At 70.0% G+C, this 22,851-nt stretch carries 21 protein-coding genes and 1 pseudogene; 12 read left to right on the top strand and 10 right to left on the bottom strand.

Going from position 1 to position 22,851, the window contains the following annotated elements:
- Positions 1 to 35: 35 nt before the first annotated feature.
- Both MOV08_RS41560 and MOV08_RS41555 read right to left on the bottom strand, forming a co-directional pair.
- A complete protein-coding gene (locus tag MOV08_RS41560) occupies positions 36 to 212 on the bottom strand; it encodes a hypothetical protein (RefSeq protein WP_159030988.1) in 177 nt (58 codons plus the stop codon).
- Between the two features lie 139 nt (positions 213 to 351).
- Positions 352 to 573 carry a hypothetical protein gene (locus MOV08_RS41555; protein ID WP_275311375.1) on the bottom strand — a complete coding sequence of 74 codons (222 nt, stop codon included), beginning with the start codon at positions 571 to 573 and terminating at the stop codon, positions 352 to 354.
- Positions 574 to 663: 90 nt separating this feature from the next.
- Here MOV08_RS41555 and MOV08_RS41550 point away from each other — a divergent pair, with 90 nt between their 5' ends.
- The 4 genes from MOV08_RS41550 to MOV08_RS41535 all read left to right on the top strand — a co-directional run bounded on the left by MOV08_RS41550 (position 664) and on the right by MOV08_RS41535 (position 4,520).
- Positions 664 to 1,461: a GNAT family N-acetyltransferase gene (locus MOV08_RS41550; RefSeq protein WP_275311374.1), complete on the top strand. Its 798-nt coding sequence runs from the start codon at positions 664 to 666 to the stop codon at positions 1,459 to 1,461.
- Between the two features lie 101 nt (positions 1,462 to 1,562).
- Positions 1,563 to 1,784, top strand: a complete 222-nt coding sequence (gene infA / locus MOV08_RS41545; protein ID WP_275311373.1) for a translation initiation factor IF-1 — start codon at positions 1,563 to 1,565, stop codon at positions 1,782 to 1,784.
- A gap of 201 nt (positions 1,785 to 1,985) precedes the next feature.
- The gene (locus MOV08_RS41540; RefSeq protein ID WP_039639434.1) at positions 1,986 to 2,450 is read left to right on the top strand and encodes an SRPBCC family protein; all 465 of its coding nucleotides are present in this window, start codon (positions 1,986 to 1,988) and stop codon (positions 2,448 to 2,450) included.
- A 156-nt stretch (positions 2,451 to 2,606) separates the two neighbouring features.
- Positions 2,607 to 4,520, top strand: a complete 1,914-nt coding sequence (locus MOV08_RS41535) for an NACHT domain-containing protein (RefSeq protein ID WP_275311372.1) — start codon at positions 2,607 to 2,609, stop codon at positions 4,518 to 4,520.
- An 18-nt stretch (positions 4,521 to 4,538) separates the two neighbouring features.
- On the opposite strand, the gene MOV08_RS41530 is transcribed toward MOV08_RS41535, so the two are convergent.
- The gene (locus MOV08_RS41530) at positions 4,539 to 5,651 is read right to left on the bottom strand and encodes an ABC transporter substrate-binding protein (protein ID WP_420834323.1); all 1,113 of its coding nucleotides are present in this window, start codon (positions 5,649 to 5,651) and stop codon (positions 4,539 to 4,541) included.
- A 475-nt stretch (positions 5,652 to 6,126) separates the two neighbouring features.
- Here MOV08_RS41530 and MOV08_RS41525 point away from each other — a divergent pair, with 475 nt between their 5' ends.
- From MOV08_RS41525 to MOV08_RS41500, 6 genes are all read left to right on the top strand, one after another.
- A complete protein-coding gene (locus tag MOV08_RS41525; protein WP_275311371.1) occupies positions 6,127 to 7,446 on the top strand; it encodes an MFS transporter in 1,320 nt (439 codons plus the stop codon).
- 254 nt (positions 7,447 to 7,700) lie between these two features.
- Positions 7,701 to 8,024: a 2Fe-2S iron-sulfur cluster-binding protein gene (locus MOV08_RS41520; protein ID WP_039639432.1), complete on the top strand. Its 324-nt coding sequence runs from the start codon at positions 7,701 to 7,703 to the stop codon at positions 8,022 to 8,024.
- A 26-nt stretch (positions 8,025 to 8,050) separates the two neighbouring features.
- Complete coding sequence (locus tag MOV08_RS41515) at positions 8,051 to 8,839, top strand: 2OG-Fe dioxygenase family protein (protein ID WP_275311370.1); 789 nt, start codon at positions 8,051 to 8,053, stop codon at positions 8,837 to 8,839.
- The gene (locus tag MOV08_RS41510) at positions 8,832 to 9,725 is read left to right on the top strand and encodes a sugar phosphate isomerase/epimerase family protein (protein WP_275311369.1); all 894 of its coding nucleotides are present in this window, start codon (positions 8,832 to 8,834) and stop codon (positions 9,723 to 9,725) included. Before MOV08_RS41515 ends, MOV08_RS41510 begins: the two co-directional genes overlap by 8 nt.
- The gene (locus MOV08_RS41505) at positions 9,725 to 11,059 is read left to right on the top strand and encodes a PLP-dependent aminotransferase family protein (protein WP_275311368.1); all 1,335 of its coding nucleotides are present in this window, start codon (positions 9,725 to 9,727) and stop codon (positions 11,057 to 11,059) included. The genes MOV08_RS41510 and MOV08_RS41505 overlap by 1 nt, the downstream gene beginning before the upstream one ends.
- Positions 11,053 to 13,545, top strand: a complete 2,493-nt coding sequence (locus MOV08_RS41500) for an ATP-grasp domain-containing protein (protein ID WP_275311367.1) — start codon at positions 11,053 to 11,055, stop codon at positions 13,543 to 13,545. Before MOV08_RS41505 ends, MOV08_RS41500 begins: the two co-directional genes overlap by 7 nt.
- A 175-nt stretch (positions 13,546 to 13,720) precedes the next feature.
- On the opposite strand, the gene MOV08_RS41495 is transcribed toward MOV08_RS41500, so the two are convergent.
- Both MOV08_RS41495 and MOV08_RS41490 read right to left on the bottom strand, forming a co-directional pair.
- Entirely contained in the window at positions 13,721 to 14,152 is a 432-nt protein-coding gene (locus MOV08_RS41495) for a GNAT family N-acetyltransferase (protein WP_275311366.1), read from the bottom strand.
- A 105-nt stretch (positions 14,153 to 14,257) separates the two neighbouring features.
- On the bottom strand, positions 14,258 to 14,818 hold the full coding sequence (locus MOV08_RS41490; protein ID WP_275311365.1) for a TetR/AcrR family transcriptional regulator: 561 nt from the start codon (positions 14,816 to 14,818) through the stop codon (positions 14,258 to 14,260).
- 102 nt (positions 14,819 to 14,920) lie between these two features.
- Between MOV08_RS41490 and MOV08_RS41485 the strand changes: the two genes are divergently transcribed.
- The gene (locus MOV08_RS41485) at positions 14,921 to 15,529 is read left to right on the top strand and encodes a DUF2867 domain-containing protein (protein ID WP_275311364.1); all 609 of its coding nucleotides are present in this window, start codon (positions 14,921 to 14,923) and stop codon (positions 15,527 to 15,529) included.
- A 157-nt stretch (positions 15,530 to 15,686) separates the two neighbouring features.
- On the opposite strand, the gene MOV08_RS41480 is transcribed toward MOV08_RS41485, so the two are convergent.
- From MOV08_RS41480 to MOV08_RS41465, 4 genes and pseudogenes are all read right to left on the bottom strand, one after another.
- Entirely contained in the window at positions 15,687 to 16,064 is a 378-nt protein-coding gene (locus MOV08_RS41480; RefSeq protein ID WP_275311363.1) for a hypothetical protein, read from the bottom strand.
- Positions 16,065 to 16,601: 537 nt separating this feature from the next.
- Entirely contained in the window at positions 16,602 to 17,729 is a 1,128-nt protein-coding gene (locus MOV08_RS41475) for an NADH:flavin oxidoreductase (protein WP_275311362.1), read from the bottom strand.
- 56 nt (positions 17,730 to 17,785) lie between these two features.
- Positions 17,786 to 18,472: an MSCRAMM family protein gene (locus MOV08_RS41470; protein WP_420834322.1), complete on the bottom strand. Its 687-nt coding sequence runs from the start codon at positions 18,470 to 18,472 to the stop codon at positions 17,786 to 17,788.
- A gap of 12 nt (positions 18,473 to 18,484) precedes the next feature.
- Positions 18,485 to 19,939: pseudogene (locus tag MOV08_RS41465) on the bottom strand (MFS transporter); the annotation flags it as partial.
- A gap of 140 nt (positions 19,940 to 20,079) precedes the next feature.
- Between MOV08_RS41465 and MOV08_RS41460 the strand changes: the two are divergent.
- The gene (locus MOV08_RS41460) at positions 20,080 to 20,517 is read left to right on the top strand and encodes a MarR family winged helix-turn-helix transcriptional regulator (RefSeq protein ID WP_039639424.1); all 438 of its coding nucleotides are present in this window, start codon (positions 20,080 to 20,082) and stop codon (positions 20,515 to 20,517) included.
- Between the two features lie 101 nt (positions 20,518 to 20,618).
- Here MOV08_RS41460 and MOV08_RS41455 read toward each other — a convergent pair whose 3' ends face one another.
- Complete coding sequence (locus MOV08_RS41455; RefSeq protein WP_275311361.1) at positions 20,619 to 22,313, bottom strand: serine/threonine-protein kinase; 1,695 nt, start codon at positions 22,311 to 22,313, stop codon at positions 20,619 to 20,621.
- Between the last annotated feature and the right edge of the window lie 538 nt (positions 22,314 to 22,851).

The following is a 22,851-nucleotide window of genomic DNA, read 5'->3' as shown; positions in this document are numbered from 1 at the left end:
CCTGTGGGTTCCGATCGCGTCCGGAGGCGTCGTCCTCAATACGCCTCTTCATCAAGCCCGTCGACAACGTGGCCGACGACCGGGACGTTGGTGAGGACGCTCTTGAGCCGGGGCTTTTCGCCCGAACCCTCGGCCTGGGCCAGGGCGGCACATCCGAAGGTGAGCACGGTGAGCATGGCGGAGACGGTCAGGATGCGGAAATGGTGCCGCATGGCAGGTCCTTCCTCTCTTTCCGTTCGCGGGCGGCGTCGGTGTGCGCACGGGACACGCGTGAGGTGGTGGCGAGGACGCCCCGAGGTGGAGTGGATTCGATGAGAGGAATTCCTCCGCTTCGGGCCTCTTAACGCCATATCACCCGGCCGGGTCAGCAGAACTTGCGAAGCTCTCCGACGGCGAACGCCCTCGCCTGATCATCGACTTCACCAGCTGCACCAGCTGCACCAACTGCGACGACAGCCGCGCGGGCTCAAGCCGCTTGGCTTTAATTGGGTTGGGCCGGCCGACGCCCGCTGGTACCGTCTGGGCAGCCGTGAGAGAACGCAAGGAGGTGAGACCCATGAAGGCTGTATCCATGTGGGTGCTCCCCCTTTTCGTCACGGTGGGCGATTGACGTAGGTGTCGCCGGGAGCGCCTCGGACAAGGCACTCCCGAGAGGCAACATCTATGAATCTTGTGCATTCCACTTCGAGCGCGGGCGACCGCGCGGTCATGGTCACGCGGGTTTCGGACATGCAGTGGCATGCCGTGGAGGACGATCTGACGGTCGGCCGCGGCGACGCTGCGCGCCGACCCGACGGCCGGCTCTTCATCAGCATCGACGCGTGGCACGGCGCGGTCTTCGACCGCATCGCCGCCGCGATGCTGGCGGACCTGCCCACTGCCCTGTACGCCGTCGTCGACGAGGCCGACCACGACTCCAGGTCCGCCTGGGAGCGGGCCGGTTTCGCCGTCGCACGCCGCGAGTGGGGCTATCTCGTGCCCACCGACCCGCACGTCAGCGGGCTCGGCTCGGTGCGGCCCCCGTCGGGCGTGACGATCGTGCCCGCCGGTCAAGCGGAGGAAGGCCCGCTGCGTGCCCTGGACCGCGTCATCCGCGACGAGGTCGAGGCCACCGTCGGATGGCGGAGGATGCCGGCCGAGGTGCTGCCCCGCCCGGCCGGGACCACCCTGGTCGATCCGTCGAAGTACGCGGTGGCACGGCACTCCGACGAGTACGTGGGACTGGTCCGGGTGGCGCCGCTGATCCGACAGCCACGGATCGGGCTGATCGCCGTCCGGGCCGACCGGCATCGCCGCGGTATCGCCCGGGCGCTGCTGGCCCACGCGCTGGGTTCGCTGCACCATTCCGGGGTCTCCGCGGCATGGGCCGAGGTGGACGAGGCCAACGCGGCGGCCACCGCCCTGTTCGAGGGCATCGGCGCCCGGCGCACGGCCGGCACCCTGGAGCTCGTGCGCAGATGACACTCCGCCACACCGCGGCCGGCGACCGCGTCGCGCCCGGCCGCACACCACGTGCGTTTCCTACCGAACACCCCGTCGCAGAACGGGAGAAGTGAGCGATCATGACAAAAGCAGCAGGGTGCATAGAAGTCGAAGGCACCGTCATCGAGTGCCTGCGCAACGCCACCTTCAAGGTGGAGCTCCAGAACGGGCACATGGTGCTCGCCCATATCAGCGGGAAGATCCGGAAGAACTACATCAAGATCCTCCCCTACGACCGGGTGCTCGTGGAACTCAGCCCCTACGACCTCACCCGCGGCCGGATCCGCTACCGGTACAGGTAGTGCTCGCAGCCGGCCGGGCCGGCGTGTAGGGAAGCGGACCGCGTTGGAGACCCGGCCCCGCAATGCCGGGTCTCCAACCTGCTGTCGCGACCGACCGTGTACCGGTCGGGAGCTGCGGTGAATTGCTGTCCCTGCGCGTCGCCTTTCTTCACCACAACCAGAGCGTACCGACAGGTACATGGCGGATGTACCGTGTGGTACATGAAGTCTGTCACCGTGTCGATCGACGTACCGCAGACGCCCGCGCAGGTCTACGACTTCCTCGATGTCATGGCTCACCACGAGCGATTCACCGACCACTATCTGACCGACTGGCGCTACGACGGCCCCGGCCGCGGTATCGGTTCACGCGCCACCGTCACCGCGGCGCTGGGCGGCGTGAAGTCCGACGTCATCATCGAAGTCGTCGAGGCGGAGGCGCCGCGACGCATCGTCGAACGCAACATCAGCGCCGCCGGCCGGCGCCTGGCCCACGGCACCTACACCATCGAACCGCTGTCGACGGGCGGGAGCCGCATCTCGTTCACCTACGCCTGGACGCGCGCCCCTCTCGCCGAACGGCTGTTGGCCCCTGCCGTCCGCGCCACGATGCGGCGCGCCAACCACACGGTCATGCGGCGCCTGGCCGCGGAGTTGGCACGCCATGTGTCCGCCGCGAGTTGCTGACGACGTTGCCTCTGTCTCCTACGGTTCCGGACTCGAACCACGGCCGACGGCCGGGTGGATCTCGACGAAGAGGCGGGCGCCACGACGAGCCGTTGTGACATCTGGTGCAGCGTCATTTCCTGTACCACTGCGGCCGATTGGTGCGACCATCACGGCATGAGCGGTGAGGTGCACAACGAGTTCTCCGGCAACGCCGAGAGCGTCGTGCAGGCGGGGGAGATCCACGTCCACCACAGCGATGCCCCACCGGACGAAGTGGAACGGCTGGCTCAGCGGCTGGCCCGGGCAGTGGCCGGACAGTGGAAGGCGGAGGCGGCGGTGCGCGGGCTGTTCGGGGCTGCGCCGTTGCCGATCGCATGGGAAATGGCCGGAGGGCAGGGCGCCTGGTCCGCCACCCGGTTCGCGGACCGGTACCGCCAACTGCCGACACCACGACGGTTGGTGATCCTCGGTTCCGCGGGGGCGGGTAAGACGACCATGGCCGTGCTGCTGGTCCATGAACTGCTCGCGCATCGAGCGGTCGGCGATCCGATCCCGGTGCTGCTGTCCATCGGATCGTGGGATCCGGCGGCCGAGCACCTGACCAACTGGTTGCCCCGCCGACTGGGCGAGGAGTACCCGGTTCTGGGCAGCGGAGCGACGGCCGCCGCGAACGCCGGCCGACTGATCGACGCCGGGCTGATCCTGCCCGTGCTCGACGGCCTGGACGAGCTACCGCAACGCCGCCGGGCCGAAGCCCTCGCCAAGATCAACCAGGCACTTTCGGACCACGACCCGCTCGTGCTGACCTGTCGAACCGACGAGTACCAGACGCTGCTCAACGGCAGTGACGGCCTGTACGCAGCAACTGTGCTGCGGGCCAGGCCGGTGGCCCCGGAGGACGTCAGGCGCTATCTGCTCGCGCCGCACAGCGCCCGGCGCGAGGCCCGGTGGCGGCCCGTACTCGATCGCCTGGCGGCCGAGTCGCGCGGGCCGCTGGCCGATGCGCTCGCCAGCCCGCTGCTGCTCAGCCTCGCGCGTACCGCCTACGCCCCGGAGAGCGGCCGTGACCCGGCGGAACTCGTCGACACCGCACGGCTGTCGAGCGCGGCGGCGATCGAGGCGCATCTGCTCGATGCGCTGCTGTCGACGGCGTTCCGGAGCGAACCCGCCGCGCGCAACGCCTTCGCCTGGCGGGCCCGGCGCTGGGACGAGGCCAAGTCCCGTCGCTGGCTGGTGTTCTTGGCCCAGCACATGAAGCGGCTCAAGACCCGCGACCTGGCCTGGTGGCAGTTGGAGCAGGACGGGCCCGCCAGTGAGAACGCATGGACGTTCGGGGCAGCCGCCTGGGGCTGCTTCAGCCTGGCGATCATCGTGGCCGCCGTCGTCGGCGGGCGGGCCGTGCCGTGGGGCTTCGTCTGGTCCGGAGGGGGCCCGATCGGCGCGATGTGCTGTGTCGCGCTCTGGCGTGGCGGAGCGGTCAGGAAACGCCCGCACTACCGGTCCAAGTACTCCAGTGTGGCGGTCGGGGGGTCGCTCGCCACGGCGACCATGTTCGTCGTGGCCTGGGTCGCCACGGGAGGGCATGTGCCCGTCGTGCCGACGGCCCTGGCCTGCGCCGTCGCGCTGGGTCTCCTCGTGCCGAACGCGATGATGAGCATCTACTGGGACCGCAGACAGGTCGACGTGGAATCCGTCAGCCCGGCCGTCCTGATGGCCCGGGAGCGTCGTGCCCCGCTCACCGTGGCCGCCGTGTCGGCGATCCTGGTCCTGGTCGGCACCGACGTCGTGCACGAGGTGACCGGGCTGTCGCGGGTGAACGACGACGTCCCGTTGAGCTTCAGAATCGCCCAGTGCGTCATGGCATTCGCCCTGTGGGCGATCATCGCGTCACGGTGGGGCGCCTACCAGGTGACCCATGCCAGGCTCGCCCTGCGCGGCAAACTCCCCTGGCGTCTGATGCGGTTCCTCGACGACGCCCACCAACGCGGTGTCATGCGCCAGGAAGGCTCCGTCTATCAGTTCCGCCACGCACGTCTGCAGGAGCGGCTGGTCGCCGGCGGGCGGAATCCCGAGGGGCCAGGACAGTGAAGGCCGGCCGGCTGGCTGTCAGCCGGTGTGGAGGACTCGAAAGCGATCCGGTTGCGCCGGGTCTCGATCGACGACTTGGATGGGCGGCCAAGCCCACTGCCAAACGTCGATGCCTGACGTGCGGAAGAACTGGATCTTCCCTCGGGTGCCTTCGACGGCGACGCGCGGCCAGGATTCGGCGGTGCGTGCCCGGTCCGTGCCGTGCGAACGCAGTACGTCCGCGAGGACGGCGACCGTGTCGTAGCCCTCGAAGGCGACGAAGGAGGGCGCTACGCCCAGCCGCTCGCGCAGGGCCTTCTCGACCCGTGCACCGAGTGGGCCGAGGCGCTCGGGCAGGTAGCGCAAGAACGGGATCGCGGCGCCGTCGTCGCCCAGCGATGTCGCCCATTCGGCGAACTCCGGTTGCCCGGCCGGAGCCCCGATCAGGATGTCGGCCAGGCGCTGGTCGCGGCGGACAGCCTTGACGATCGGCACGGCCGGCTCCGGGTGACCGACCAGAAGGAGAAGGGCCGTCGCACCGCTGTCGACAAGTTCGTCGCACAGGGCCGTGGGAGAGAGCGTGCCCGCGTCGAGTGCGATGACGGTGCCGCCGCGTGCCGCGAAGCAGTCCCGCAGAATGCGTGTCCCAGATGCCCAGTAGACGCTCGGCTGGGCTGCGACGACGAGGCGACTGTGGCCCGCGCCGAGGAGGAAGTCCGCGTAGGTCTGCCAGCCGCGGGACTGGGCCGGGGCGAGGCGGGCGACCCAGTCCGTCGGCTCTTCGGTGAGCGCGTCGAGAACCGCTGACGAGCAGAGGAACGGCAGGCCGAGGGCGTCCGCCCTGGCGGCAGCGGCGCGCGCGACGACGCTGTGGTACTCCCCCGCCAAGGCAGCCACACCCAGGCGAGCCAATTCGTCTACGGCCGCCGCGGCCCGCTGTGGATCGGCCGCGGTGTCCCGGACCACCAGCTCCAGTGGTCTTCCAACGATGCCGCCGGCGTCATTGACTTCGTCAACGGCCAATTCGAGTCCGGCGAGCAGGTGTTGACCTGCCTCCACCCAGCCGGGCCGGGTGAGCGGAACGAGAGCGCCGATCTGGACGGATGATCCGTCGGTCCGCACTGTTCCAGGTGGCGATGGTGGCATGTTCAGTGGTGGCATGTTCATGCGTTGACGTCCCCCGTGTGGCGGTTCGGCCGGACAGCGACAGCGCCCCTCGCACACTTCTCAGCAGGGCCCGGTCCGCTGCGACGGCATTGCTCAACGGACTCTCCCCGCATTCGACTTCGGCACCGCGAGTTTGCCACGCGGAGGCTCGGCACCGTCAACGCCTCGATTCTGTCGCGAAGACCACAGTTTCGGCGTCACACCGGATGCCGGAGTCACCTCCCAGCCACTTCCAGTCACTTCCCAACAGCCCGGATCCGTCTCGGGCGAGAGGGGAACCCAACGACAAACCAGTCAGTCAACTTCACTGTGCAACTAGATTGCCGGAGCCGCCGGGCCGCGCTAAAGTCGCCCGGCGATCATCGTGTGCAGAACGGGGGTTGAGGCACCGGTGCGGGGGCAGCGGGAGGGGACCTGAGGGTTCCAGGCCGGCTCGAATGGCCACGGGGAGGCAAAATTCTTGAAGACCTTCGCTTATATGAGACAGACCCTTATGCCGGCCAACCGGGGCAGCCGGATCCTGGTCGCCGGCGCGCTGATCGACTCCACCGGCAATGGCCTCTTTATGGCCTCCGCCACGCTCTACTTCGTGAGCGTGGCGGGACTCCCCGCGTCCCGTGTCGCGACCACCCTGTCCATTGCCGCGGTGTTCGGTCTGCTCAGCCCGGTCCCCTTGGGCCGGGTCGCGGATCGTCATGGCGCGGTACGCACTTACGTACTGCTCATGTGCCTCCGCGGCGCGGGTTATGCGTTATACCCCCTGATCACCGATCTCTCTGGTTATGCCGTCCTGACCTGTGTGCTCTACGCGGCGGACCGGGCCTGCTCCCCCCTGCTCCAGGTGATCGCGGCCGCCGTGGCCGGCCAGCAGGAGCGGACCCGTACGCTGGCGTCGATTCGGGCGGTCCGCAACATCGGGCTCAGCGTCGGCCTGCTCGGCGCCAGCGCCGTGCTCGGCTTTCCCTCACGGGCCGCCTTCACCACGATCTTCCTGGTCAACGCCCTCTCCTTCCTCGCCATCGCGGCACTGGTGCTGTGGTCGGTCAAGGTGGCCTGTGACTCCGCTCTGACACCACGCAAGGGCGCGGGGAACGGGGGCGGACCGCAGGGACACGCGGGGAGCGGGAGCCCGCCCTCCAGGGCACCGACACCCTTTCGCGATGTGCGCTTTTTGGTGTTCACCGCCTCGAACGGCATTCTGTCCCTCTACGACACGGCGCTGATCGTCCTGCTGCCGGTCTGGGTGATACAGCGTACGGATCTGGCCCATGCCTGGTCGCCCGTGCTTCTCACCGTCAACACCACACTCACCGTCCTGCTCCAGGCCGCAGTTCCCCGCTTTGCGAAAGACGCTCAGGGCGCCCGTCGACTGGTGAAATGCACGGCATTGACGCTGGCCGCCGGTTGCGCTCTTTTCGCGCTGGCCGAGGAGCTTCCCATGTGGGCCTCGCTGGTTGCCGCGCTCGGCGCCGTGGCGGCCATGACCCTGGGGGAAAACCTTCATTCGGTGGCGAGTTGGGAGTTGTCCTACCTCCTCTCCCCCGCCGAGGCGCGTGGGCAATACCTCGCCATGTTCAGCATGGGAATGACGTCCCAGAAAGTCTTCGGTCCCGTCCTCCTGGTGAGCCTCCTGCTGCCGCTGGGGCCTTGGGCGTGGGCCGTACTCATGGCTCTGTTCGCCGTGGCGACGCTCGGCGCACTGTGGTCGGGAAAACCCACACCATCGCCGGGGGCGGACGCGGCGGCAACGCCGGTCCCGTTTCCCTCCGAAGCGCGCTGAAAAGGCGCGAGGACACCTGCCGGGAAGCACGTCCGAAGCACGCCCGCGACACCGCGCTCAGTTCGCCTCGCCCCAACTTCCCTTTCTTTACGGGGAGTTTGACATTCCGCACCGATCGAATTCATTGACAGGCGCCTCACCCGACCCATACGATCTTGGCACTGAGTGCCAACAGCCTTCATTCGCGCCACGCCCGGCTTTTCTGCCGTGGCCATAGGTCTGGTTGCGAAACCGGACAGGAAAAAGGTGGTCCCATGGCCCAGGTAACGTTCTCCGATGCCAACGGACATCAGTCGGTGCTGGATGTCCCCAGCGGCACAAGCGTCATGGAAGCCGCAGTCGACAACGGAATCGACGGAATCGACGGCCAGTGCGGCGGTCGCCTGATCTGCGCGACCTGCCATGTATTCGTGGAGGCCGTCGAGGGACCGGCTCCGCCCGGCCTCGATGCCGACGAAGACGACATGTTGGACTACACCGCCGTTCAGCGCCGCCCGAACAGTCGGCTGAGCTGTCGCCTCGTGATGGGCGAAGGGCCGGGCGTGCTGGTCGTCGGCCTGCCGGACACCCAGACCTGAAAGGCAGTCAAAAAGACGAGGAAGCCATGCCCCCCTACGCGCCCGACGCCCTCACCCGGACCCAACCACGGGAATCCCAGGGTGAATTAACCCCCCAAGCCTTCGTGCACCACCGTCCGGACCTGATCCGGGCCGCACTCGACGGCATTCCATCGGACACCGTCAGCCATTTTGTCAGCTCTTGGAACGCACTGCCCGCCGATGCGTATGTGAAAGCCGAACGACCTTACCGGTTTCGCCGCTACGGGAAATTCCACCTCTCCCAGGACGGGCTGCAACAGGTCTCGCACGGCCCTTTCTTGCAGGCCAAGACCGTGAACAAGCTCAGCGGTGGAGTGCCCCGGCACTTCGCGCCCCTGGACGACGCGGTGGCCACCAGCCTGGCACTGCGTGCCATCGTGGGTGCGCTCCACGACCAGCTGCCCGGCCCCCATCAGGACATCAACGCCTGCGGCATCCACCAGATCCGGGTGACGGCCGTCCCCGGTGCGGAGGGCGATCCGGCTCCGGAGGGCATGCACCAGGACGGGCACCGCTACGTCGGCCAGGTGCTCATCCGCCGCGCCGGCGTCCACGGCGCCCAGTCCCGCATCTACGACCTCGACCGGCGCCTCGTCTACCAGTCCCAACTCACCGCGCCCTGGGAGTCGATCATCCTCGACGACCGGCGGGTCCTCCACGACGCCTCCCCGGTCGGCGTCGCCCCCGGCACCGACCTCGCTGTCCGGGACATGCTCCTGGTCGACTTCTTCGCCGATCCCGCCCTGCCGGCCCCGAGCCCCCGCCCCCTGCCGAAAGGACCGTCCCATGACTGACGTTCCGGACACCAAGTCCCCCTCCCCCGCCCGCCCCCGCATCGGCTTCTCCACCAACATCTGGGACAACCCCGCGGACATCGTGGGACACCTGGACTTCCTGGCCGACCATTTCACCGACATCGAGTTCGAGATCGCCGAGGAAGCGCAGGAGGTGCTCTTCGGGGCCACGGCCCAGGAGTACGAGAAGATCGTGGACGGCATGCGTTCCGTCATCACCGAGCGCGGGCTGGACGTGTCCGTCCACGCTGCCTGGTACGGGCCGCACACCGACTTATGCGCGGCCGACGAGGCGGAGCGGACCGAGTCCGTGCACTTCCTGCGCCGCGCGGTACACCTCGCCGCCGACCTCGGCGTGGACCGCGTGACCTACCACCCGGGATACACCGGCCGCCGCCCCAACACCGTCCTGCTCGACGTCCTGCGCTCCTCGCTCGACCGGGTGCGGCCCCTGCTGGATCGCACCGGAGTGCTGCTGTGCATGGAGAACATGGGCGCCGACCGGCCCCGCTATGTGGTGTTCTCCCCGGAGGAACACGTCACGCTGTGCGAGAGCACCGGCACGTGGATGACCCTGGACATCCCCCATCTCGCCACCGTGCACCGGCCCCGGGGCGACTTCGACGAGGCGCTGGCCACGGTCGCCCCCTACGTCCGTACCGCGCACATCGCCGACATCAAGGGCTCCGACCACACCCACATCCCCATCGGCGCGGGTGATCTCCCCCTCTGGGAGTCGCTGGAGAAGCTCGGGTCGTACGGGTTCGACGGTGCGGCGATCGTGGAGGAGTTCGCCCGGGGGTACACACCGGAGGACTACCTCAAGGCTGCCCTGTCCTTCCGTGAGCGGTGGGACGCGGCGGGTGCCATGCGGGGCGAGGGCTGATGACGGAGCTTGCCGCCGCCGGTCCGGTGCGTTCCCCGCACCGGGCCGGCGGCCGTACGGACCCGGCGGGCGGCCTCCTCACGGCCGTGCACGACGACGTCGGACGCCTCACCACCACGGTCAATCTGGCCGCGTTCGAGAACGTGCTCTCGTGTACGGCCCGCGCCATGCTGCACGGCCCGCTCGCGGACCGCTATCTGATCGGACACGAGCAGGAACGCCGGGGACTCGACCCGCTGCTGCGCTCGGGCCTGCTCTCGGCGGCCTATCCGGGCGTCGACGCATTGGAGCGCGCCGCCTCCGATACCGCCCGGCAGCTGCTCGGCGCGGCCTGGGTGGACTTCCGGCCGCTGTCCGGCCTGCACGCGACGATCTCGGTGTTCGCGCTGCTGACGGCTCCCGGCTCGACGGTCTACTCCATCGCGCCGGCCAACGGCGGGCACTTCGCGACCCAGCCGCTGCTGGAGTCGATGGGCCGCGACGGCCGGTACCTGCCCTGGTGCGCCTCCGCCGGAACGGTCGACCTCGCCGCGTTCGCCCAGGTCTGGCGGGCACATCCGGGCGCCATGGTCTTCCTCGACCACGGGGTGCCGCTGGCGCCGCTGCCGGTCCGTGAACTGCGTGCCGTCATCGGAGACGGCGCGCTGCTGGCGTACGACGCCTCGCACACCCTCGGCCTGATCGCCGGCGGCCGGTTCCAGGATCCCCTGGCCGAGGGCTGTGACCTGCTGCAGGGCAACACGCACAAGAGCTTCCCCGGAGCCCACAAGGGACTGGTCGCCTTCGCCGACGCCGCGCTGGGCCAGGGCTTCTCCGAGCGCCTGGGACTGGCGTTGGTCTCCTCCCAACAGACCGGCCCCACACTGGCGAACTATGTGACGACGTTGGAGATGGGCGTCCACGCCTCCGCGTACACCCGGCAGATGCTCGCCAACCAGGCCGCCCTCGCCTGCGCACTGGGCGAGTCGGGCTTCGCGGTCCACCACCCGCCGGGCGCGACGGGCCCCAGCGCCAGTCATGTGCTCCTGGTCGAGGGCGGTCGGCAGCACGACGACGCGGATCCGTACGCCCTGGCCGCCCGGCTGATGCACTGTGGCGTGATGCTCAACGCCCGCCCGGTGGACGGGCGGGTGGTGCTCCGACTGGGCGTGCAGGAGGTCACCCGGCGGGGCATGCGCCAGCCGGAGATGTGGCGGCTGGCCGAGCTCATGGCCCGGGCCGCGCACACCGAAGGAGCCACCGCAACCGCCCATGTCGCCGGTCAAGTGGCGGCCCTGGCAGGGGCGTTCACCTCGGTGCGATACGGATTCGACGACTCGGAGGCCGCGTGTTGACCCCACCGCCGCTGGTGCTGTTCCTGGGCAATGCCCGCTACGGCGAGTTCGAGCCGCTCCGTGAGGCGGGATACCGGGTCGGGTTGATCCGCGACACCACATCGCACGGCTGGTGTGCGGCCGACGACGCCTTCGACGTGGTGTGGCGCTGGGACCCGGGAGAGGGGATCGACACCCTCGCCGCCGAGCTCAAGCAGGACCCGTCGGTGTCTGTCCTCAATCTCCGTGAGGCATATGTCGAGCACTACGCCCGGCTCTGTACGGCCCTCGGGTTGCCGGCGGTTCCGGCGGAGGAAGTGGCCGAGCTGCGTTCCAAGCACCTGATGCGTCGGCTGTTCGTCGAACGCATCGGTCAGGAGAGCACCGGGTCCTTCGCAAGCGTCCGATCTCCCGCGGACGTCGTGGAGTTCGGGCGACACCACGGCTGGCCCGTGGTGGTCAAACCGGCGGCGCTCTACTCCAGTCTCTTCGTCGTACCCGTGCCCGGCCCCGAGGCCGCCGCCGAAGCCTTCCGGCACATCCGGGACGGCGTCGACGGGCACGTCCGCGACAAGGGGCTGCCGGACTCCTTCCGCGCCCTCCAGGTCGAGGAGTTCCTCACCGGCAGCAACCACTCGGTGGACCTCGTCGTCGACCGCGAGGGCAACGCCTGGCCCGGTCCGGTGGTCGACGTGCTGACCGGGGCCGATCTGGGCGGCGCGGACTTCCATCACTTCGCCCGGTTCGCCCCGAGCCTGGCCCCGGCCCAGGACCGGATCCGGATGGCCGAACTCGCCGTCCATGCCGTACGAGCCATGGGCCTTCGCCTGTGCGCCGCGCATGTCGAGTTCATCCTCACACCTGCCGGGCCCCGGCTGCTGGAGGTGGGCATCCGCCCGGGCGGCCACCGCGCCCGGGTGCTCCACCAGGCGCACGGCGTCTCCTTCATGGCCGCCTACGTTGCCGTGCTGCGCGGCGAACAGCCCGACCTGGGCGAGAAGTTCGACCGGCCGTTCGGCATCGTGACACCTTTCCCCCGGACGACCGGGGTCTTCACGGGCCTGCACGCCCTCGACCGTGTGACGGCGCTGCCCGCCTACTCCACGCACGCCGTGTACCACTCCCCCGGCAAGCAGGTGGGCACGGCGGCGCAGGGCCACTGGCAGACGCTCTCGATCGAGCTGACAGCAGCCCGGATGTCCGAGCTGGACCAGGACATCAGGAGAATCTGGGACATGGACGACCTGATTCACACCCGGCCACAGACACCCGAGCGGACCGAACCCGAACAGTCCGGACGCCCTCACCGCCCCCACCGCCCCCATCTCCTGCTCATCGGCGGCAAGGACTCGGGCTTCCGCTCGATCGCCGACCTCGACGTGCGGATCACCCTCGTCCAGGAGCGGGCGAACCTCAGCGAACTCCAGACACGGCGCGCCGACACCCTGTTGGTCCAGGAACATCTGGAGGAGGGCCCCGTCCGGGCGGCGGCCGAGTTCCTGCACAGCACCGGCGCCCCCTTCGACGCCGTCCTGTCCTTCGCGGAGTCGCAGCTGCTCACCGCCGCCCGAATCGGCGAGTTCCTGGGCCTCGCCCACAACCCCGCGCCCGCGGTCGTACGCAGCCGGGACAAGGCCCGTATGCGTGCGCTGCTCGACGAGCACGGCCTGCCGTCCGTGCCGTACCGCCTCTGCGGCAGCCTCGCCGAAGCCGACGCCTTTCAGCGGGAGTTGGGGGCTCCCGTCGTCCTCAAGCCCTCGGACGGCTCGGGCAGCCGAGGGGTGACGCTGGTCCGCGAACCGAGGGAACTTCCCGCCGGCTGGCGGCGCGCCGCGGCGGCGGGCGTTCCGCTGGTCGCCGAAGCGTATGTCACCGGGCGGGAGATGAGCGTCGAGACGCTCACGCTGGACGGTGCGCACGAAGTGGTGGCGGTCACCGAGAAGCTCACCTCGGGCCCGCCGTCCTTCGTCGAGGTGGGGCACCAGATGCCGGCTGATCTCGGTTCCGGACCTGCGGAGCGTGTGGTGGCCACGGTCACCGCGCTGCTGGACGCGCTCGGTCACCGATGGGGCCCTGCGCATACCGAGGTGATGCTGCAGGCGGACGGCTCGCCCGTCATCATCGAGACCCAGACGCGCTTCGGCGGCGACCAGATCTGGGAGATGGTGGAGTTGGTCACCGGTGTCCGACTGGCCGCCGCCACGGCCGCCGGAATCCTGGGGGCGGCAGCGCCACCCCGCCGGCCGGCCGTCGGCGGCGGTGCTGCCATCAGGTTCTTCGCCGAGCAGAACACGGCCGTACGGTCCGTCGGCGATCTGGACGCGGTACGCGCCATGCCTGGCGTCATGACCGCGCGGACCACCGTACGGCCTGGTCAGCGTCTTGGCCCGCTGGACGGGTCCGGGAGCCGCCAGGGGTACGTGCTGGCCGTCGGGGCCGACCGGCGCGAAGCCGTGGCACGTGCCGAAGCCGCCCACCGGGCCGCCGGATTCGAGGTGAGCGGCTGAAGCACCGCGTTCCACGCCCGCTTCGTCATCGCGGCCGCGGCGTGGAACGCTCTTGCTGCAGCGGACAGCGTCCGGCTCCCGGCAGCAGGGCGACCGGCCGCCGGGACCGGCCGCCCTGGCCCCTGCCTGAGTTCCGGAGGCCCTGCCTGGTACGCCCCATCCGAGCGCGAAGCCGTCAACTCGCGCCCATCAGGCGGTACATGTCGACCGAGTCGTGCCTGGCGGTGTCCGCGAAGCCGAACTTCTCGTAGAGGAAGCGCGCCGGCCCGTCCGCGATCAGCGAGACATAGGCGGTGGCGGGCGCCCGGCACTCCAGTTCCTCGGTCAGTGCAACCATGATGCGTCTGCCGAGGCCACGCCCCTGATGCGCGGGATGCACACAGATGTCGACGATCTGGAAAGCGGTACCACCGTCACCGACGATCCGCCCCATGCCGATGGGCTCGCCCTCATGGTGGAGGACCACCCCGTACCACGTGTTGGGCAGGGCGAGTGCCACCGCCTCGGGGGCTTTGTCGGAGAGCCCGGCATCGTTCCGCAGCCGCCGGAAGACCTCGACGGAGGGCACACCCACCCGCAACTCGTAAGGGTCATTTTCGCTGTCCATACATTACACGCTACAGGGTGCACGGCGACCTGCCCACGGCCCGATCGCCACCCGCTTCAGCGCGCGCCAGGCACCGCGACGCCGCGGAGATCCGTCAGAAGCGCCCTAGGTCAACAGCCGTTGCCTGATCAGCTCCATCACTTCCGCGCGGCTGCGCCGGCCGTTGTCGGCGGCATAGAAGTGGTTGCCGATGCGCACCGAGACGGAGATCAGGCAGCGGATCTCGACCTCGTCCTCGTCGGGGCAGAAGGAAGAGAACAGCGAACGCAGGTAGTCCATACGGCGATTGTCGACGCGGCGCAGGCGCTCGGCGACGGCCGCGTCGCGGCGGGCCCAGTCACGGATCGCTATGTCGGCGGTGGTGCCCCGCACCGGCCCGTCAGCGGCGGCGGCGACGATGCCGAACAGTCGCGCCAGCCTGGCCCTGGCGTCTCCCCCGCCGCTCTCGACCTGCTCGATCACGCTCTCGGTGACCTCGTACTCCCAGGTGTCGAGCATTTCGGTGAGCAGCGCGTCCCGATTGCGGAAGTATCCGTAGAAGCCCCCCTTGCTGACGCCGAGCGCCTGCGCCAGCGCCTCGATCCGGACCGCTTCGGGGCCGCCTGCGACGAGTGCGCGCAGTCCTTCCTCGATCCACTTACCCCGTGGCGTGCGGGTCGCGCCCATGATGTGTGCCTCCTCACGTCCCCACTGAGTATACGGGGGCGTATAGATGGTTCTACGCTCGATCTATACGCCACCGTATAGATCACGGACAGGGGTCTACTCATGCGACTTCCCCGCACTGCCCACACCGACCGCCCCTGGCGGGTCCACGAGATCGCCGAGGACTTCACGGTGGAGGACGTATGGGCGCTGCCCACCCCCGGCGGCCCCGACGACCTCGCCTGGCTGGTCCGCCAGACCGCCGAAGGACTCGTCGGCGGGGTGAAGGGAGAAGGTCTCGTCTCCCACGCGCTCTTCGCCGTCCGCTGGAAGCTCGGAGCACTGCTCGGCTGGGACACGGCCGGCAGCGGCATCGGCACCCGACTGCCCTCCCTGCGCGACCGGATGCCGGCAGACCTTCGCCAGGGCCCCCAGGGCCCCGACCTCGGCGCCTCCCCGTTCACCTCCCTCTACCAGCGGGACGACGAGTGGGCCGCCGAGATGGCCAACAAGACCGTGCACGCGGTGATGCACATCGGCTGGGTCCCGGACGGATCCGGCGGCTACCGCGGCCAGATGGCCGTCCTGGTGAAGCCGAACGGGCCGTTCGGAACCCTCTACATGGCCGCCATCAAGCCCTTCCGTTACCTCGGGGTGTACCCGGCGCTGATGCGTTCCATCGGCCGCGAGTGGCAGGCGAACGCCTCCCGCCGGCGCACGCACGGACACTGACGGGGTCCCGCCAGGCGCAGAACGAGTGCCGCATGAGAGAACCTTCGCCCTGTAACGACGTAACACTCCGTTCGACTGCCGGTCCGGACGGCGTGCGGCCGCCAGGGAGTCCGGGGTGGGAGTTCTGCACCGGACGCCTTGACCCACCGGACAACCTCTAGCGTCGAGAAAGCCGCCGGCGTACCACTTGGACCGCTGCCATGACCGACAGCAGCAGGAAGGCCAGGGCCCCGACACCCGCCGTCATCGCCAACAGCACCACCCCACTGCCGTCGACATCGTCTTCGCGGGCGACCACCCGCGGATCGTCCGCCTGGTACCGGACGGTCATACGGTCGCCGACGCTTCTCTTGCCGCCGCTGCTGCCCACCGGCAGGTTCGCGACCACGGTCCGCCCGTTGGCCTCGAACTCGACCCGGCAATCGCCCAATATGCACGAACCGGCCTCGTGCAGCGTCGCTGGGGCCTGCACGCCGCCCTGAAGAGAACGCAGATGCTGGGCCGCCGAGAGCAGCAGAAGCGACAGTGCGGCCAACAGCAGCGCGACACACAGCCCTGTCCCCGCAGCCACCAGAGGTCGCGGTTTCACCCGAACCCCATGCTGGGCGCCAGGGGGGTCAGTTATGCCGTCCGGGTCTCTCGCCATACGTTCCGAATTCTCTGGGAATGATGAGCTAAGTCTCTCACGTGGCATTTCGTTTGCGTGTGGACGCCTGACCAGCTCTGACGCTCGCGCCAAGAGGCATGACGTGCCGGTGTCGGGTTCCCTCGGGCGCCCCGGGACAGCACGGGGTACATCAGGCTTCCGACGGGCATCGCAATCCGCCCTGAATCCGGCCGGCGCTTCGGGTGCTGAACTCGGTTCCACGATCCGGGACTTGGGCCCCGTTTTGGTCGCCCGACGGCACACCGCGGCCGGGCGTGGTCGCGGCACGCCTCGGAACGGCAGCAGGGCACCGGTGAGACCACCGGTGCCCTGCGTCAGGTGCGGCTGCCATGTCTGCCGCCGTGGCGTCGTCTGCGGAAGGCGTTCGCGCGGATCCCCTCCCGTGGACGGGCCAGGCCGGCCCGCCTAGCTCAGCGTCTTCAGCGCCGCCGCGTCATACGGGTGCAGTTCGCCGAAGCGGCCGGTCAGGACCTTCGCCGCCCACTCCGGGTCCTGGAGCAGGGCGCGGCCGACGGCGACCAGGTCGAACTCGTCGCGCTCCATGCGGTCGAGGAGGTTGTCGATGCTGCCGACCGCGGCGCCCTCACCTGCGAACGCACGGAGGAAGTCGCCGTCGAGGCCGACCGAGCCGACGGTGATGGTGGGCCTGCCGGTGAGCTTCTTGGTCCAGCCCGCCAGGTTCAGGTCCGCGTCGTCGAACTCCGGCAGCCAGTAGCGCCGGGTGGAGGCGTGGAAGGCGTCGACGCCGGCCGCGGCGAGCGGGGCCAGGATCGCCTCCAGCTCCTCCGGGGTCTCGGCGAGCCTCGCGTCGTATGCCTCCTGCTTCCACTGCGAGTAACGGAAGATCACCGGGAAGTCGGCCGAGACGCTCTCACGGACCGCGGCCACGATCTCGGCCGCGAACTTCGTACGGGCCACCAGGTCGCCGCCGTAGGCGTCGGTACGGCGGTTCGTGCCGGCCCACAGGAACTGGTCGAGGAGGTAGCCGTGGGCGCCGTGCAGTTCGACGCCGTCGAAGCCGATCCGCTCGGCGGCCACGGCGGCTTCGACGAAGGCGCCGATGACATCGTCCAGGTCGCCCCGGGTCATCGCCTTGCCGGTGCCCTCGGTGCCGTCGACGCGGATGCCGGAGGGACCGACGGCAGGGGCGTCGGCGTAGGGCGGCTCGCCCTGCTTGCGCACCATGCCGATGTGCCACAGCTGCGGCACGATCGTGCCGCCCGCCTCGTGCACGGCCTCGGCGACCTTCGCCCACCCCGCCAGCTGCTCCTCACCGTGGAAGCGGGGCACCCGGTCGCTCTGTCCCGCGGACTCGTGGCCGACGTAGGTCCCCTCGGTGACGATCAGGCCCACGCCGGCAGCGGCACGACGGGCGTAGTACGAGCACACGTCTTCGCCGGGCACACCGCCCGGGGAGAACATCCGCGTCATCGGCGCCATCACGATGCGGTTCGGGACGGTCAGGCCGTTCAGCGTGACGGGCCGGGAGAGTATCTCGGCCGCGCGGGAGGCGGAGGATGTGGAGATGGCCATCGGGATGCTCCTTGTGCGTATCAGTGGACGTCAGTGGATATTCGGTAGGTATCGGCCTAGGGGTGCACCAGGTGCACGTCGAAGCCGTCCGTGCCGTGGCCCTCGACGGCCAGCGGCGACGCCACGGGCGGGTAGCCACTGGCGATGAGCGAGTAGTCGCCCGCGGTCACGTCGGTGAAGGCGTACGCGCCCTCGGCGTCGGTGAGGGTGGTGCGCACGACGTTCCCGGCGGCGTCGACCAGCGTCAGCCGGGCATCGGGCAGCGGACGGCCGCCCTCTCCGGCACTCACGGTGCCCCGCACCTGCGCGCCGGCCGCTCCTGCGGCGCGGGGAAGCCTGATGCCGTACGCGACCGGGGCGGCCCCCGCCGTGACCGGGGCGGCCTGCGGCTGGTGGCCGTCGGCGGCGGCGATCAGGACATACGGGCCACCGGCCGGTGCGTGCAGGGCGTACCGGCCGTCGGGCTGGGAGAGCGTGCGGCCCACCTGCCGACCGTCCGGCGCGATGAGGGTGAGGGCGGCACCGCCCAGCACCTCGCCGGCGGCGTCCCGAACCAGGCCGTGGAACCCGGCCCCGGCCGGAACGGCATCGGCCAGGACAGCTTCGCCCGGTACGGCATCGGCCAGGACGGCTTCGGCCGGTACGGCATCGGCCAGGACGGCTTCGGCCAGGACGGCTTCGGCCGGGACCGCGGGCTCCGCGGCCTGTTCGGCAACGGCCGTTTCAGCAGTCGGAGTTGACAAGTTTCCCGCACGTGCCGGATCCGCCTCGGCTGCCCGGGGGTCGCGCGGCGCGCGCAGGCCGAGCCAGCTGATCACCGCGACCAGCACGAACGCGACGGCCCCGATCCCGAAGGTGAGGGTGAAGCCGGACTCGGCGGGCAGCGGCGGAACGCCCGCCGGCAGGTGCTCGATCGTCCTGGACGCCAGGATGGTGGTGACGATGGCGCTGCCGATCGCACTGCCGGTGGAGCGGGATATCGAGTTGATGCCGTTGGCGATGCCGCTTTGGTGGTGCGGGACGCTCGCCATGATGACGGCGGGCATGGCGGCGTAGCCGAAGCTGACGGCCGCGCCGGTCAGGAGGCCGGCTCCGATCACCGAGGCGGTGTGGGCGTGGTCCAGCGCCAGCCAGCCGAAGCCGAGGCTTCCGCATATGGCGGCCATGCCGAGCGCGAGCCGGGGGCCGCGATGGCGGACGAGCCGGCCGCCGACGGGCGAGGCGAGCAGGGAGATGACCGCTCCGGGCAGCAGGAACTGGACGGATGCGCGCAGGATGGACGCGTCGAAGCCGAAGCCGGTGAGGGCCTTGGGCATCTGCACCAGGTAGGAGACACCGAGGAAGTTCGCGAACATGCCGAAGCCGACGAGGATGCCGGCGAGGTTGGCCATCAGGACCGGGCGGTGGATGAACATCCGCATGTCGACGAGCGGTTCGCGGACCTTGAGCTCGGTCAGGACCCAGACCGCGATCATGACGGCCGCGCCGGCGAAGGCGCCCAGCGTACGACCGGAGGCCCAGCCCCACTCGTGCCCCTGGGAGATCGGCAGCAGGAGCAGCAGCAGGGCTGTGCCGAGGGTGAGGGCACCGAGGAAGTCCGTGCGTCCGCCGCTCTTGTGCCGGGTCGCCGGGACCAGGAGGACGACGGCGAGCAGGGCGAGGACCGCGAAGCCGGTGGCCATCCAGAAGGCGTTGCGGTAGTCCGCGTCGGCCCCGGAGGTGAGCAGGCCGGTGGCGACGAGCGCGAGCCCGCTGCCGAACGCGAGGGTGCCGCTGACCAGGGCCATGGCGCCGGGCAGCTTCTGCGGCCGGACCTCTTCCCGCAGGACGGAAAGGGCCAGCGGGAAGATCGCGGTGGCGGCTCCCTGGAGCACCCGGCCCAGGATCAGCAGCGGCAGCGAGCTCGCGACCGCGGCGACGACGGAGCCGACGACCATGACGACGAGCACGGCCACCAGGGTGGGCTTCTTGCCGTGCTGGTCGCCGAACCGGCCGAGCAGCGGGGTGCACACGGCGGCGGACAGCAGGGTGGCGGTGGTCACCCAGCTGACATCGGCGGCCGAGGCGCCGAGGTCATTTCGGATCAGGCCCAGGATCGGGACGGGCAGGGTCTGCATCATCGACACGACCATGGCGGCGAGGCTCAGGGCGAAGACGATGATCGTCTCGTTCCGCTGCCCGGCGGCGGGGGCGGACACGACGTGGCTCATAGCTGGCGGGACCTTCTCAGTGCTTCAGCTCGTAGATATTTCAGGTGGTCAAGCGATTCCGTAGACGACGGTAGACCTCAATAGTTCAGGCGGTCAAGTAAACAATTGATGATGTGAAGCATCTTGGGTACGCTCCCACCATGAGTGCCACCGCCCCACAGGCCCCGACCAAGCTCCAACTGCTGGAGCTGCTCGCCGCCATCGGCACCGCCCAGTGGCGAGATTTCGCGACCACCGCGGCCCACCACGGCCTCACCGCCACCCAGGCCAAGGTCCTCGCCCAGCTCGACGACCCGCTGCCGATGCGCGGCCTCGCTGCCGTGCTGGCCTGCGACGCGTCGAACGTCACGGGGATCGTGGACCGCCTGGAGGCCCGCGCGCTGGTCCGCCGTGCGGCCGACCCCGCGGACCGCCGGGTGAAGAACGTCGTCGCGACCGACGCGGGTCGCGAGATCATCCGCCGCGTGCGCGAGGAGATGCAGGAGACACACGGCGCCCTCGACGCCCTGAGCGACGTCGAGAGCACGACGCTCTACGCCCTGCTGGACCGCTTGCGCCCGGCGGCGGAGAGCACCTGACGGCCCGCCGACGATCTCCCGTTCTCGCCCCCACTCGGGCGCGGAATCTCATGCCCGACCGCCTTGATGACGGGACGGTGATCCCCGCCCGCGTCAGGGATTCAGCGCCCGATCGGCGCGAATGCGTCCGTGACCTTGTCGAAGACAGGGCGGTAGGCGTCCCACTCGGTTTCCGGCGCTGAGAGGTAGATGTCGTACTCCCGGCCGCCCTCGCGGCCGAAGCCGAGCTTGATGCCGCGGTAGGAGCGTGCCCGCCCCTGGAACGTGAACTCCCACACGACGGCCGGCTGCTCCCGGAACGCGGTCTGCTGCATGCGCAGCCTCCGGTACACGCGGTAGTTGACCTTCGTGTTCGTCTCCATGTCCGTGAAGTGCGGCAGGGGGTTCGAACCGGCGGGCTGCACCATCCCCACCGTGAGGCCGGCCCGGCCCGACTTGTCGCCGTAGGTGACGGACTCGCCCGACTGCTTGATGACCTTCCAGTCGTCCGGCACACGGAAGGCGGCGCCGATCCCGCTGACCTGGTGGAAGCCCTCGGGCATGGGCGGTGGCACGGACGAGGAGGCGACCGGGGAGGGGTTCTCCGGGACGCCGGCGGCGGGTGTGTCGGTACCCCGGTCCGAGGTCGCGTAGAGCGCGCCCGTGATGGCCGCGGCCGCTGCCGTCGCGGTGACGGTGGTCATGACGAGAACGCGGCGCCTGCTGCCCCGTCGCCGTTCCCCGCCGCCATCGATCCGGGCGGGGTCGCTCGGTACCGTCTGTCCCTCCGCGTCCGAGGGGCGAGCCGGGACCTTGCCGTCCTGGCCGGCGGACGGGACCGCAGCGGAATCCGGGGCCGGGGCCACGATCGGTCCGTTCGCCCCGGTCACCGCCATCGGCCCAGTCACCGCGGTCGGCCCAGTCACCGCGGTCGGCCCAGTCACCGCCGTCGGCCCAGTCACCGCGGTCGGGACGGCCGATGCGGTCGGGACGGCCGGTTCCCCGAATCGTGCGGACCGCAGGGCCCGTCCGGTCTGCTCCGCCGACGGCCGTTCGTCCGGATCCTTGGACAGCAAGGCCGAGATGAGCGGTTCCAGTGGACCGGCCTGCCTCATGGGCTCCAGCGGGTCGACGGCGATGGCGTACGCGGCCTCCATCGCGGTGGGCCGGTGGAACGGCGGCCGACCCTCCACTGCCTGGTACAGCGTGGCGCCCAGTGCCCACAGGTCCGAAGCCGGTCCGGGCTTCCGCCCGCGTATGCGTTCCGGCGCCATGTAGAGGATGGACCCCACCATCTCGCCGGTCTTGGTCAGGGTCGAGGCGTCGGCGGTCATCGCGATGCCGAAGTCGGTGAGCACCACCCGGCCCTCGGCACCGAGCAGGACGTTGCCCGGCTTGACGTCGCGATGCAGTACGCCTGCGGCATGCGCGGCCCTCAGGGCGGCGACCATGGCCAACCCGATGCGGGCCGCCTCCGCCGGCGGAATGGTTCCCTGCTGCCCGAGGAGATCGCTGAGCGTGACGGCCGGCACATACTCCATGACGATGCAGGGTTGGCCCGCGTCGTCCACGACGTCGTGGACGACGACCACGTTGGGATGCACGATCCGGGCGGCACTGCGCGCCTCACGGCGCATCCGCTCGTAGAGCGTGGCGAGTTGGTCATCGGACATCTGCGGCTGCGCGTGCAGCCGCTTCAGCGCCACCTGGCGGCCCAGGACCTCGTCCTGCACCCGCCACACCGTGCCCATGCCGCCACGGCCGATCTGCTCGATGAGCCGATAGCGTCCGGCGATGAGCCGCCCCTCGTCCGACACTGCCTGCCCTCCGCCGGATCTGCCACGTTCACGTCGTCGCAGTCGTCGTCCTCACCCTATCTGCCTTCGGCCGTGCTCCCTCAAGAGCCAGGCAGGCCGACTGCGGCACCCGCTGACGCATGTCGCGGACGCATGCTGCGCTGCCCATGCAGACGTCAGACGGGGCGTGGTCGTTCCCCCGGTCCACGGAGAATGCGTCCGAGCGGCTTCCGAGCGGCTTCCGGACAACCGATCGGACCGGCGGGCGGCCCTGCCGGGCCAGGCAGCACGTCGCCGTGCCGTCGCTCAGAGTCGCGGCGCTGGTGCGTTCCGCGGGCCTGCGCGCAGTCATCCAGGCCGCAGTGGTGCGGTGCGGACGCGGCCCGGCCGGGTCCGCTCCGGTGCGCCCGATGTGGCCGACGCCGCGGAACACTCCCGCATCGCCGCTCCCCCATCGCCCCGGAAAGCCCCCTTCCGGCCAACTGCACCGCATCGAGCGGGTGGTTGGGGAACCGCACGAGGTGCGGAGCGGCGGCCCGCGGCCCGGCGGGCTGCCGAG

The organism is Streptomyces yunnanensis (assembly GCF_029011865.1).
Taxonomy (GTDB): Bacteria; Actinomycetota; Actinomycetes; order Streptomycetales; family Streptomycetaceae; genus Streptomyces; species Streptomyces yunnanensis.
The sequence above is the reverse complement of the archived record's forward strand: the minus strand, read 5'-3'. Positions and strand labels throughout refer to the sequence as shown.

Excerpts from the sequence above, each read along its gene's own strand:
- MOV08_RS41510 (WP_275311369.1), top strand. The coding sequence starts at position 8,832 with ATGACTGACGTTCCGGACACCAAGTCCCCCTCCCCCGCCCGCCCCCGC.
- MOV08_RS41540 (WP_039639434.1), top strand. The coding sequence starts at position 1,986 with ATGAAGTCTGTCACCGTGTCGATCGACGTACCGCAGACGCCCGCGCAG.
- MOV08_RS41520 (WP_039639432.1), top strand. The coding sequence starts at position 7,701 with ATGGCCCAGGTAACGTTCTCCGATGCCAACGGACATCAGTCGGTGCTG.
- MOV08_RS41460 (WP_039639424.1), top strand. The coding sequence starts at position 20,080 with ATGAGTGCCACCGCCCCACAGGCCCCGACCAAGCTCCAACTGCTGGAG.
- MOV08_RS41505 (WP_275311368.1), top strand. The coding sequence starts at position 9,725 with ATGACGGAGCTTGCCGCCGCCGGTCCGGTGCGTTCCCCGCACCGGGCC.
- MOV08_RS41485 (WP_275311364.1), top strand. The coding sequence starts at position 14,921 with ATGCGACTTCCCCGCACTGCCCACACCGACCGCCCCTGGCGGGTCCAC.
- MOV08_RS41475 (WP_275311362.1), bottom strand. The coding sequence starts at position 17,729 with ATGGCCATCTCCACATCCTCCGCCTCCCGCGCGGCCGAGATACTCTCC.
- infA (WP_275311373.1), top strand. The coding sequence starts at position 1,563 with ATGACAAAAGCAGCAGGGTGCATAGAAGTCGAAGGCACCGTCATCGAG.
- MOV08_RS41560 (WP_159030988.1), bottom strand. The coding sequence starts at position 212 with ATGCGGCACCATTTCCGCATCCTGACCGTCTCCGCCATGCTCACCGTG.
- MOV08_RS41495 (WP_275311366.1), bottom strand. The coding sequence starts at position 14,152 with ATGGACAGCGAAAATGACCCTTACGAGTTGCGGGTGGGTGTGCCCTCC.
- MOV08_RS41515 (WP_275311370.1), top strand. The coding sequence starts at position 8,051 with ATGCCCCCCTACGCGCCCGACGCCCTCACCCGGACCCAACCACGGGAA.
- MOV08_RS41550 (WP_275311374.1), top strand. The coding sequence starts at position 664 with ATGAATCTTGTGCATTCCACTTCGAGCGCGGGCGACCGCGCGGTCATG.
- MOV08_RS41555 (WP_275311375.1), bottom strand. The coding sequence starts at position 573 with ATGGATACAGCCTTCATGGGTCTCACCTCCTTGCGTTCTCTCACGGCT.
- MOV08_RS41490 (WP_275311365.1), bottom strand. The coding sequence starts at position 14,818 with ATGGGCGCGACCCGCACGCCACGGGGTAAGTGGATCGAGGAAGGACTG.
- MOV08_RS41535 (WP_275311372.1), top strand. The coding sequence starts at position 2,607 with ATGAGCGGTGAGGTGCACAACGAGTTCTCCGGCAACGCCGAGAGCGTC.